The following is a 12,114-nucleotide window of genomic DNA, read 5'->3' as shown; positions in this document are numbered from 1 at the left end:
TGCAGTGGGTCGCTTGGGCATCACTTCCCCACCTTTCCGATCAAGATAGTTCAATTCTTAATCATCGGTACTATGATCTGCTAAGACTTCCGAATGTTTATCTCAGGTTCGTTCGCTCTTCGCTATCCTCCCCTGATACCTTGTATCGCCCATCTTTTAATGTTTGTGTTTCTGCCAATGGCAGACTCGTTGCAAGGCGGGACATTCCTATGCAACGCCGGGATTTCGCTTGCGCTGGATTTCCTGTTACCGTTCTTTTTACCCAAGGAAACATCCGGGTCTCCCAAGTTCCCGAGCTACCCCTTTGAGTACATGCCCTGGTCTAAGACCCCGGTGGTGTCCTGAATACTTGCCTTAGCATATTCAGGACTGCTGCCTTCCGCTGTCTCCAAAGCGTCGGCTTTTTCCTGCAAGCAGGATTATCACAATGACCACAACCATACATTTTTCGGGGCTCAATACAGAGCCTGCAATCTTGCTCCGTCCAGCTCCAGACTCCCGTTACCGGGTTTACCTGTGGACTTCGCTACTGACCTGCTGGTTAGTCTTTAGTCAGGTGGGACTATCTTAACATCAATGCCAGAGCAAGCCCTGCAGAGATGAAGGAAACAAACCGTTTCCCGAGCACCCACTTGGTAACAATATCGAGTTTCAAAGACCTTGTGTCTTATCCCAACGATTCGGATTTATCTTGGCACGAGAGGACCGCTGGTTGTCTCCCATCTATTTTTAAAAAAGCATAAATATCCTGTAAATACATATTGTTAGAATTCGCCTTGATGCGATCGTACTGTCTACACACGTATCGTCTGGAGCAAATCGAATGCTTTTTGCTGTTTTTGGTTACGCTTGGTGATCATCGTAAAAGTATTCGATGTATCTTTCTCGCCTGAACAGTGACAAGTGGCACGGACAATTGAACCAAGATGGCCGAGAAGGCTTCGGAAGGAGTGAACTCTTGACCCATCGTCGAGTCGTTTAGTCCTTATTTTTTTCATCGCTGAATCCGAGCGCTTTGCAGGGGCCACTGGATCACGCAGGTTTTTAGCTTTTTGATCTTCGTCGGCATAAAGGAGTGGCCTCCATGCTTCCATCATGTGCCACTGCACATAGTAGGCGAGCATGCACAAAAATATGTGAGCCCGAACGCGATCTTCGAGGCGGTGGCGAATGGGGCGTACCATAAGATCTACGGTCTTGAAGGAACGAAACGCTCTTTCGGCCTGGCTGAGTAACTTATAGCTGCGTACCGTCTCGTTTGCATCCATTCTCTCTTTGGAAAGGCTGGTTCGTACGATGTAGATTCCATCGACTGCAGCCTCTTTTTTGACCTTATCTCGATTGATTCCGAAGCTGAAATCGTTGTCACGAATGTCGAGTTCGAAATGCTTGCCGACCTTGTACTTGTTGATAACCTTGCCGACACGAACACCAATCTTGTCCTGTCCATGCAGCCGGCCTTTGTCGATCTTCCGGCTAAGCTTTGCCAATTGCCTGGAGATAGACTCAATGTGAGTTCGGCTTCTTTTAAGGCGCTTTTCGATTAACTCTTGATTGCCCTTGCTCTTTGCCGTTATTTCGGCAATGAGCTCGTCCTCATTGACTTTGTAAATAAACCCGTCTTCCCGGATATCAAGATTGAAGTGTTTTCCGATTCTGTACTTTTTCAGTATTGTGCGCACCCGATCGTCAATCTCTTTTTTTCCCCTCAATCGTCCTTTTCGAACCATGCCCCTGACTTTATCCAGTTCCTTGACTGTGGCTTTAAGCAAACTATCTCGCTTTATGGCTCGCCTGTGAGCAAGTTCCGCATTCCGGCAAGCAATCAGACGTTCGCCAGAAAAGTCCGGGTGCTTTACTTCAAAAAGGTTACGCTCATCAAAAAGTCCCATTTGGATAGCACCGCTGGTGGCGAGTTTCTTGATTGCCTCAGGACGAAGCGCACCAATCCAGTCAAGGCCATCGATATCATGCAATGCATCAATTTGCTTCTGGGTCAACATCCCGCGATCCCCAACCATCACAAACTTCTCGATACCAAACGCATCCCGCATTTTCTCAACCTGCGGCATAAGTGTCTTCGGGTCGCCCGTGTTACCTTCAAAGACCGACACCGCTACCGGGATGCCCTTTTGATTCGTGAGCAGTCCATAGTTAACCTGAAGCTTACCCCTCTTCCCATCGCGGTTGTGTCCCAAAGCAGCAAGCGGGCACGTACAGCCTTCAAAATAGCTCGATGTCAGGTCATACAGTGCCAAAGCATTATTCTTGAGATGGCGGTCCGCCAACTTTTTTTCAATGCGGCCCTGACGTTCAAACAGCCAGTCCATCGCACCGTAAAGATCGTCTTCATCAGCATCACTGACGTCCAATATCTCAGGCAGTGTTGTATCCGCCCACCAAAGTGTGGTTGCCAGTTTTGATTTGGGCTCAAGAATGCGTGCTGCAACCATCCGCCTCATGGCTGTCATTGCGGCATCAACATGACCATGAGCGGGAGATCCGTCTTCGATGATTTCAAAGGCATCGGTAGAGACAAGATTCTCGCCCTTGAGAGAACGGCGCAGGATTTCAACAGACTGTGGGGGCAAACTGGAAAGGTTTGCCAATGTGCGACTTTTGACCTTTCCTTTCTCGCGATAACTTTCGCGGAGCAAAATGGCCGGTGGCGATTTGCGATTTGGTATTGTGGCGATGTACATGCCTACGTTTTCACACCTTAAATCCAATCAATTACTCAGTATTACCTATATTATCTTAATGTTAAGACTGGCTCAAGGCTTAATTTCGTCAGGAACTTCAGTTTAGAGATTCAAACATCTCATCGCGCCAGACATTATCCGAATTTTTTATGGGAAAGAGTTGAACTGCTTGAGCTGGCATAATATACTCCTTTTAATAATATGTCATTTCCCATAATTAATTATAATAGTTGGACATTTTTGTCTATAATTTTTATCTCCTGTCTTATCAACAGGTTATATAGATTTAAGAAGCACAATACCCTGAGTACTCTCTATCTCGGTCAGAAACTGCGGATGCTCCCCCGAGGGGAGAGTATCAAAACGGAGAATCGGGAAGGATGTACCCGGAGGCGTAAGTCGCCGAAGAAAGAGCAGAAACGACAAAACCACGTGGGGATCAACCCACAGGGTTTTGTGTTAAATAAGAACCGCCGGATTCGGCGGATTGTTTTTTGGCTCCCCAGCACGGACTCGAACCGCGGACTTGGTGGTTAACAGCCACCCGCTCTGCCAACTGAGCTACTGGGGAATATGTAAAAATGTTTATTTAATAATAGTTGCTCTGGAAGTCAAGAAAAAAAATGGTTTAAGAAAAAATCTACAGATTTTTATCAATCTGTTTAACTTTCAGGCAGAGTTCATCCAACTGGGCTTTGCTTGTCCCGGAAGGCGCTTCCGTTAAAAGACAGGCTGCTTTCTGGGTTTTGGGAAATGCAATTACATCACGGATGGACGCCTGCCGGCAGAGGATCATAACCAGCCGGTCAAAACCGAGGGCTATGCCGCCGTGCGGTGGCGCGCCCGAGGCCAGTGCGGAGAGAAGAAATCCGAACTTTTCCTGATAGGTCTTTTTATCCATGCCCAGCGCTTCAAAGACTCTCTCCTGGAGGTCTTTCCTGTGAATACGGATACTACCGCCGCCTATTTCTGATCCGTTTAAGACAAGATCGTAAGCCCGGGATTTTACTTCCAGTGGGTTGTTTTCCAATAAATCATAGTCCTCTTCCAGGGGGGCCGTAAAAGGATGATGCAGGGCATGGTATCTTTTTTCCGTTTCATCATATTCAAGCAGGGGGAAATGGGTAACCCAGATAAAGCTGAATTTCTTTTTATCTATCAAGCCTCTTTTTTTGCCGATATGATTCCTGAGATGGCCCAGGGCTTCATTGGTAACCTTGGGCTGATCGGCCACAAAAAAGACAAGATCTCCGGGTTCCATTTCAATCCGCCGGGATAGTTTTTCTTTCTCCTGATCAGTAAAAAATTTTACGATGGGTGACTGCCAGCCATCTTCTTTTACTTTGATCCAGGCCAGTCCCCTGGCCTTGTAAACAGCCACAAAATCCGTCAGATCATCTATCTCCTTGCGCGACATATCGATGCAGCCTTTGGCGTTCAGGGCTTTTACAATCCCTCCTTTTTTGACAACACTGGAGAATACTTTGAATCCGGAATCCTCGACTATATCGGAGATATCCTTGAGCTCCAGTCCGAATCTGATATCCGGTTTATCAAGGCCGTATCGGTCAAGGGCATCGTCATATAAAATCTGCTTAAAAGGAAGTTCAAGCTCGATATTGAGGAGTTCGCCAAAAAGATCTGCCATCATTCCTTCTGTAATATTTATGATCTCTTCCTCGCCCAGGAAAGACATCTCCATATCTATCTGGGTAAACTCCGGCTGACGGTCAGCCCGCAGGTCTTCATCCCTGAAACAGCGGACTATCTGGTAATAACGGTCAAATCCCGAAATCATTAAAAGCTGTTTAAAAAGCTGGGGAGATTGGGGCAAAGCATAAAAATTGCCCGGATTTACCCTGCTCGGCACCAGGTAATCCCTGGCGCCTTCGGGGGTGCTGCGTGTGAGAACAGGGGTTTCAATTTCAAGGAAGCGATTGTTATTCAGGTAGTTTCTAATAAGGGAAGATGCTTTATGTCTTAAAATTAAATTATTTTGCAGCCTGGGGCGTCTCAGGTCTATATGGCGGTATTTCAGGCGCAAGTTTTCAGATACGTCGATTTTGTCTTCTATTAAAAAAGGGGGTGTTTCGGCCTTGTTCAGAATCTTAAGTTCTGTTACGATGACTTCAATCTCGCCGGTTTTAAGGTTGGGATTGGTCATCCCTTCAAGCCTTTTTTCAACTTTCCCCTTAACTCCGAGAACAAATTCAGACCGGATGTCATGCCCTTTGCGGTGGGCTTCCGGGCTTATTTCCGGGTTGATAACAACCTGGGTCAGGCCTTCCCGGTCACGGAGATCTATAAAAATAACTCCGCCATGATCCCGGCGATACTGTACCCACCCCATCAGCGTTACTTCAGAACCTTCATCTTTCAAGGCGAGTTCATTACAGTGATTAGTCCGCCTCATATTTCCAAGTATGTCTGTCAATGGATAATTCCTTTTAAAGTTTGTTTAATATTAGCGACCAAGCCCTGGACGGGAATAGAGATTTGATCTTTGGTGAGCATATTACGCATTACCACGGATCCCTGCTTAAGCTCATTTTCACCAACTATAATAACATGAGCGGCCCCCAGTCTGTCAGCTCGTTTCATCTGGCTTTTAAGGCTCCGGTCAGTTAAATTGATCTCGGTTTTGATTCCTTCAATGCCCAGCCGGCAGGCCCACTCCAGGGCTGCTGTTCTGCTTTGACTGCCGATGGCAGCTATAAAAATTTCAGGGTTCTGTAACAAATCGTCTGATTTGGCGCTGATTATTTCCGCCAGTCGGTCCAGACCGATTGCAAAGCCGGTGGCGGGATGATCAGGCCCTCCCAGAGATTTGACCAGGCCGTCATATCTGCCTCCTCCTGCCACAGCGCTTTGGGCTCCCAGGGAACCGGTCTGAATCTCAAAGGTTGTACGGGTATAATAATCAAGTCCTCTTACCAGGTTCTTGTCCACATGGTATGGTATTTCAAGATTTTCAAGGGTTGCTTTGACGGTATTAAAATGCTCTTTACATTCAGGGCATAAAAAATCGAGGATTGCCGGAGCATCGGACATGGCATCTCTGCAAGCCGGAACCTTGCAATCGAGGACTCTTAAGGGATTTTTTTTATGCCTTCTTATACAATCGGAACAGAGTTTACCAGATACCGATGATAGCAGGGTTGAAAGCGCTTTTTTGAATTCAGGTCTGCACACAGGGCATCCAAGGGAATTTATATGGGTTGCAATATCCGCAACCTTAAGCCTTGAAAAGATCGTTGTTAGCATAAATATTAACTGGGCATCTATTAAAGGGGAAGCAATCCCAAAGACCTCGGCGTTAATCTGGTAGAACTGCCTGTATCTGCCTTTTTGAGGCCTCTCCCTTCTGAACATTGGCCCTATTGTATAAAATTTTTGAACAGGATCTTTGGCATAAAGTTTATGCTGAATATAGGCTCTTACTACGGATGCCGTTGCCTCCGGCCGCATGGTGATCAAATCGCCTTTTCTGTCCGGGAAGGTGTACATTTCTTTCTCAACTATGTCTGTATCTGCTCCTATACTCCTTGCAAAGAGTTCGGAATGTTCCAGAACAGGCAGCCTGATCTCTTTAAAACCAAAGCTTTCAAAAACATCCACGGCAATTTTTTCTATATACTTCCACAGCTCGGTCTCTCCAGGAAGAATATCTTTAAAGCCTCTGATTAGCTGTATCCCTGCCATGTTTGAATTCCCTCTATAAGGTTTAATATTATAAGATAAATCACATAAACCTTTATTAATATTCTAAAATGAATACTTTAGTCAATAATAATATTTTTATTGCCCCATCTTTAAATTTGCTGGTATTATCAATAATAAATAATCCTACAAAAATGGTACTAGTATGGAATTTAAATTTTGCCCTTATTGCGGAAAATCATTACATATAATATCAGATACAGACAGAAAAAGATTATACTGTAAAGAATGCGATATTATTCATTACAGAAATCCTACTGTGGGTGTTGCGGTTATTCTACTCCAAGGTAAAAAACTGCTTCTTGTCAAGCGGATCGGATCTTATGAAGGTAAGTGGTGTATTCCATGCGGACATTTGGAATGGGACGAAGATGTAAGAGAAGCTGCACAACGCGAGTTTAAAGAGGAGACTGGGCTGGAGGTAGAGATTGGACCGGTTTTTGCGGTTTATTCCAACTTTCATGATTCGGCGAAACAGACTGTGGGAATATGGTTTTTAGGGCAATTAACAGGCGGAGCGCTTAACCCTGATTCTGATGCAAGTGAAGCTGTTTTTTATCCGGTTGACAACCTGCCGGAAGAAATGGCCTTTCCGACAGATCTCCTTGTTTGTCAAAAAATAAAAGGATATATTGAAGGTGATAAAAAATACGCTCTTTTATACTGAAACTATGGCCAAAATCTTTTCTGACCAGGGAAACCTGGAAAAAGCAGCGGATGTTTACAGATATCTGCTTGAAAGCGATCCGGACAGAAAGGATATTTTTGACAAACTATTCTGGATTAATGAACAAATTGCTAAAAAAAAGAGAAAATCCTCAGATCATATTATTTCGTTATTCAGAGAATGGATCAATCTTGCGCTGAAATATAACAATCTGCAAAAACTTAAGAGACTGAGCAAAAGTCTGTAATCCAGTCGAAGGAAATATATAACATTATACTATGATTACAAATATTAAAAAAACTATAACCTGTTTATTCTTCTTTTCCGTCTTTTTATGTTCCGGTTCAGAGACAGCAGCATATATCCTGAGCGGCCCGCATATCCTCCAGTTAATGTTACAAAATATCGGCAAATCCAAAGGGCTTTTAATTGAACAGCGGCTTAAAATCTTAAACGAAATACAACAAGATGATTCTCTATCTGGTTCTCAATCTGATTTTATAGAACTCCCTGAGACATTAAGCTTTTCTTTTCCCCGAAAATTTCGTTCAGATATTATAGCAAAGAATATACAGAGAACCATTATTATTTCACAAAAGGGAGCCTGGTCTTTAACCGACGGCAGTATCTCGGAGTACTTTGAAACCAGATTTGACTTCTACAAAGATATTTTTCTATACAATTCTCGAGAGTTGCTTGAAAAAAGATTATCTTTACTTGGCGTCAATATAGATATTTCCAGTTTTGGACGTTTTCAAGGAAGGACGACATATGTAATAGGAGCTAAATATCCCGATGAATCTGCCCCGCAGGTCTGGTTTGATAAAGAAACTTTCATGCCTTTGCGATGGATTATTACCGGAAAAACGCCTGAAAACCCAGGAGACTTTTTTGAAATCCGCTACCATAACTGGCAGAAAATAAATAAGAGATGGTATCCAATGCTTATAGAATTTTTTCATAACAATAACAAACTGCGTGAAATTAAAGCCGTTAATGTTATTACAGCTCCTTCTTTTAAAAAAAATATTTTTAATATAGAAAGTATAAGATCGGTAAGCGCACCGGTTATGAATAGTCCTAAAGATCTTTCCGGCGGAATGATGGAAATAAAAAAAACCATTGAGCAATTCAAAAAAATATATGAGTAAAAAATAGGATCAGGACAGTTTAATATAGTAATCAGAAATTTACAAACTCATTTTACAGTATCCTAACCATTTGATATTTAAGCTAAAGAAGCAGTTTGAATTTATTACAAAAACATAAAATATTATGATGCGTAAAACGCCTAGCATAATTTCAGTTTGTAAAATTCTGGTAATAAGTAATGCCGAATATCCGGCGTTTTTGAAAGAGTGCCGTGTAGGGGCGGATTCTAATCCGCCAAAAATGATACAGGGGCAGAAATAGATTCTGCTTGCTTAGAAATGGGGGCAGAAATGGATTCTGCCCCTACATAATTAGTATCTGTAATACTCAGATTTATACGGCCCCTCAACCTGAACGCCAAGGTAATCTGCCTGTTCCCTGGTTAGTTTGGATAGTTTTACTCCAAGCCTGTCAAGATGCAGTCGCGCCACCTCTTCATCGAGAAGTTTAGGAAGCATATAAACCTGCTTGCCATACTTTTTGGAGGCCAGTTCAATTTGCGCCAGGCACTGATTGGTAAAACTGCTGCTCATTACAAAACTCGGATGTCCGGTTGCGCATCCCAGATTAACCAGACGTCCTTCAGCCAGCATTATAATACTTCGACCTGATTTCAATCTCCATTTATCAACCTGGGGTTTAATCTCTTCCTTTTTACAATCAGGACTGTTGTCCAGGTAGCGCATTTCAATCTCATTATCAAAGTGACCGATATTGCAGATAATAGCCTCATCCTTCATCCGCTCCATATGCTCACCCCGGATTACCATGGTACAGCCGGTAGCGGTAACAAAAATATCACCAATCGGAGCCGCCTCTTCTATGGTCAAGACCTCATAACCTTCCAGGGACGCCTGAAGAGCGCATATGGGATCAACCTCGGTTACAATCACCCGAGCTCCGAATCCGCGCATAGATTGGGCGCATCCTTTACCAACATCGCCATACCCGCAAACTACTACTTTTTTTCCTGCTATCATGGTATCTGTTGCACGTTTGATTCCGTCTGCAAGGGATTCTCTGCAACCGTAAAGGTTGTCAAATTTGGATTTAGTAACCGAATCGTTTACATTAAAAGCCGGGAAAAGGAGCTGATTATTCTCGGCCAGGCTGTAAAGTCGATGCACGCCTGTGGTTGTCTCTTCTGAAACGCCGCGGATATTAGATGCAATCCTTGTCCAGAAGCCGGGATCACGTTTATAGCCGGCTTTTAATCTTTCTATAAGGCATTTCATGTCCGGACTATCATATTCCTGCTCAAGAAGTTCAGGATTTTTTTCTATCAGTGCACCTTGATGGACATAAAGAGTCGCATCGCCGCCGTCATCAACAATAAGATCCGGGCCGGTCATGTCCGGCCATATAAGCGCCTGTTCCGTACACCACCAGAAATCCTCAAGGGTTTCGCCTTTCCATGCAAATACAGCAGCAGAACCATTTTTGGCAATAGCAGCGGCGGCATGATCCTGTGTAGAAAAGATATTGCAAGTCGCCCATCGTATATCCGCGCCGAGTTCTTTTAGAGTTTCGATAAGCATGGCAGTCTGGATGGTCATATGGAGACTTCCCATGACCTGCAATCCTTTCAGCGGTTTCCGGGGCCCGTATTTTTCACGAACCGCCATTAATCCCGGCATCTCTTTTTCAGATAATTTCATCTCTTTTATGCCGAAATCCGCAAGTGATATATCGGCGACCTTAAAGGGCAAGGTGAGATTTAGTTCCATACAGGGCATATATCCTCCTTATAATCCGGCTTTTTTTCTGATAATGTCGGCCTTGTCCGTTCTTTCCCAGGTAAAATCCGGTTCTTCTCGTCCAAAGTGTCCGTAGGCGGACGTTTTTCTATAAATTGGTCTCAAAAGATTAAGATTTTCTATAATGGCAGCCGGCCTTAGATCAAAGATCTCATAGATTATCTCTTCCGCTTTCTGTTCGGAAATAACGCCGGTTCCCAGAAAATCGACCATCACCGATACAGGTTCCGCCACGCCGATTGCATAAGCCACCTGTAGCTCACATTTTTTTGCTATACCGGAGGCTACGATATTTTTTGCAATATATCTTCCCATATACGCTGCGCTCCGGTCGACTTTTGACGGGTCCTTTCCAGAGAAACATCCGCCGCCGTGGCTCCCCTTCCCTCCATAACAGTCGACAATAATTTTGCGGCCTGTTAACCCGCAGTCGCCCATGGGGCCGCCGATTACAAATTTACCGGTGGGATTGATTAAATATCTTGTATTTTCATCAATCAATTCTTCAGGCACAACAGCGTTTATAATCTCTTCAATCACAGCCTCTTTCAATTGATCATAAGGGATATCAGGTTTATGCTGTGTAGATATTACAATGGTATCTATCCTTTTGGGGATGCCGGCGACATATTCCACCGTTACCTGGGATTTACCGTCCGGCCGCAGAAAATCGAGAATTTTATTCTTTCTTGCATAAGCAAGCCTTTGGGTAAGTTTGTGGGCATACATAATAGGCATAGGCATCAATTCCGGGGTCTCATCGGTTGCGTATCCGAACATAATACCCTGATCACCCGCTCCCTGATCCTTGAACAGTCCCTCGCCGGTATTAACTCCCTGGGCAATATCAGGTGACTGGTGGTCTATGCTGGTAATAACGGAACAGGTTTGCCAGTCAAAGCCCATATTTGATGAATTGTAACCTATATCTTTTAGTGTTTCGCGGACTATTTGAGGCATATCCACATAACATGTAGTTGTAATTTCACCCGCAATAAAAGCTATTCCTGTTGTTACAAGAGTCTCACAAGCTACCCTGCATGATTTATCCTGTGCGATAATAGCATCCAGTATGGAGTCGGATATAGCATCAGCCACCTTATCGGGATGTCCTTCAGTCACCGATTCTGATGTGAAAAATACTTTTTCCCTGTTCATATAATGTCTCCTTATATTTGATGGATAAAATAATTATGGCTCAAGTACCATGTTGTCTATCAGTCGTGTTTTACCGACCTTGACTGCCAGAGCCATTAAGACAGGCTTTTCTATTCTTTTTATGTCTGTCAATGTTTCAGGATCACAAACAGCAATATAGTCGATTACGGTTTCCCTGTATGAATCGATCAGTTCAACTGCTTCGCTGATAATTTTAGAAGCGTCGGTAACCCCGCTTGCAAGAAGTCTTTGTGAATTATTCAAAGCTTTAAAAAGGGAGAGAGCAGGTAAACGTTCAGAGGGGGAAAGATATACATTGCGCGAACTCAGGGCCAGTCCGTCGTCTTCCCTTATAATAGGGGCGCCGATGATTTTAATATCCAAATTCAGATCGGATACCATCTGTTTTATAACGGCAAGCTGCTGAAAATCTTTTTGGCCAAAAACCGCTGCATTGGGCTTGACAATATTAAAAAGCTTGGTGACAATAGTTGCAACGCCTCTGAAATGGTCAGGCCTGGAGATACCGCAAAGATGGTTGGGAAGGTCTTGAAGTGTAACATAAGTTTGAAAGTGTGCTGAGTATATTTCCTTGGCTTCGGGAGCAAAAATTACATTTACCCCCGCTTTTTCGGCAAGAGCGAAATCCCTTTCAAAATTCCGCGGATAAGATTCCAGATCTTCCCCGGGGCCGAACTGGGTTGGATTAACAAAAATACTGATAACCAGAAATTCTGCATGTTTCAGCCCTTCTTTCATCAAGGAGATGTGCCCCTTGTGAAGGAATCCCATTGTGGGGACAAGCGCAATCCTTTTTTCTTCACGTTTAATACGATCGGGAAGAGACTGCATCTCTTTTATTTTATTTATAATTTGAATAATCTTACCTGTTTTAAAAATTATTTTGTTGGTTTTTTTTCATTTTACCAAACATAATCAGTAAACATTATATGTCAAA

9 protein-coding genes and 1 tRNA gene are annotated in these 12,114 nt (G+C 43.7%); 3 read left to right on the top strand and 7 right to left on the bottom strand.

Annotated elements, in window-relative coordinates; translation table 11 throughout:
* Positions 1 to 794 precede the first annotated feature (794 nt).
* From BuS5_RS07565 to hisS, 4 genes are all read right to left on the bottom strand, one after another.
* Positions 795 to 2,702 (bottom strand): IS1634 family transposase, encoded by a 1,908-nt coding sequence (locus BuS5_RS07565; protein ID WP_274428131.1) that lies wholly within the window; start codon positions 2,700 to 2,702, stop codon positions 795 to 797.
* A gap of 495 nt (positions 2,703 to 3,197) precedes the next feature.
* Positions 3,198 to 3,273 (bottom strand) — tRNA-Asn (locus BuS5_RS07560).
* Between the two features lie 69 nt (positions 3,274 to 3,342).
* Positions 3,343 to 5,136 (bottom strand): aspartate--tRNA ligase, encoded by a 1,794-nt coding sequence (gene aspS / locus BuS5_RS07555; protein ID WP_027354139.1) that lies wholly within the window; start codon positions 5,134 to 5,136, stop codon positions 3,343 to 3,345.
* A complete protein-coding gene (hisS, locus tag BuS5_RS07550; RefSeq protein WP_035265569.1) occupies positions 5,133 to 6,404 on the bottom strand; it encodes a histidine--tRNA ligase in 1,272 nt (423 codons plus the stop codon). The genes aspS and hisS overlap by 4 nt, the downstream gene beginning before the upstream one ends.
* A 163-nt stretch (positions 6,405 to 6,567) precedes the next feature.
* Between hisS and BuS5_RS07545 the strand changes: the two genes are divergently transcribed.
* The 3 genes from BuS5_RS07545 to BuS5_RS07535 are packed head-to-tail and all read left to right on the top strand — an operon-like array spanning position 6,568 to position 8,240.
* Positions 6,568 to 7,089 (top strand): NUDIX hydrolase, encoded by a 522-nt coding sequence (locus BuS5_RS07545; RefSeq protein WP_035265571.1) that lies wholly within the window; start codon positions 6,568 to 6,570, stop codon positions 7,087 to 7,089.
* Positions 7,061 to 7,336 (top strand): hypothetical protein, encoded by a 276-nt coding sequence (locus BuS5_RS07540; RefSeq protein WP_027354141.1) that lies wholly within the window; start codon positions 7,061 to 7,063, stop codon positions 7,334 to 7,336. Before BuS5_RS07545 ends, BuS5_RS07540 begins: the two co-directional genes overlap by 29 nt.
* A gap of 31 nt (positions 7,337 to 7,367) precedes the next feature.
* On the top strand, positions 7,368 to 8,240 hold the full coding sequence (locus BuS5_RS07535) for a hypothetical protein (RefSeq protein ID WP_027354142.1): 873 nt from the start codon (positions 7,368 to 7,370) through the stop codon (positions 8,238 to 8,240).
* A 312-nt stretch (positions 8,241 to 8,552) separates the two neighbouring features.
* On the opposite strand, the gene ahcY is transcribed toward BuS5_RS07535, so the two are convergent.
* From ahcY to panC, 3 genes are read right to left on the bottom strand one after another with little or no spacing between them, the layout of a single operon-like run.
* Complete coding sequence (ahcY, locus tag BuS5_RS07530; RefSeq protein ID WP_027354143.1) at positions 8,553 to 9,977, bottom strand: adenosylhomocysteinase; 1,425 nt, start codon at positions 9,975 to 9,977, stop codon at positions 8,553 to 8,555.
* A 9-nt stretch (positions 9,978 to 9,986) separates the two neighbouring features.
* Entirely contained in the window at positions 9,987 to 11,156 is a 1,170-nt protein-coding gene (gene metK, locus BuS5_RS07525) for a methionine adenosyltransferase (protein WP_027354144.1), read from the bottom strand.
* A gap of 33 nt (positions 11,157 to 11,189) precedes the next feature.
* A complete protein-coding gene (panC, locus tag BuS5_RS07520; protein WP_443112709.1) occupies positions 11,190 to 12,026 on the bottom strand; it encodes a pantoate--beta-alanine ligase in 837 nt (278 codons plus the stop codon).
* Between the last annotated feature and the right edge of the window lie 88 nt (positions 12,027 to 12,114).

Origin of the sequence: Desulfosarcina sp. BuS5, from assembly GCF_028752835.1 — a bacterium.
Classification (GTDB): domain Bacteria; phylum Desulfobacterota; class Desulfobacteria; order Desulfobacterales; family BuS5; genus BuS5.
Note: the sequence above shows the minus strand (reverse complement) of the source record. Positions and strands in the feature narration are given on the sequence as shown.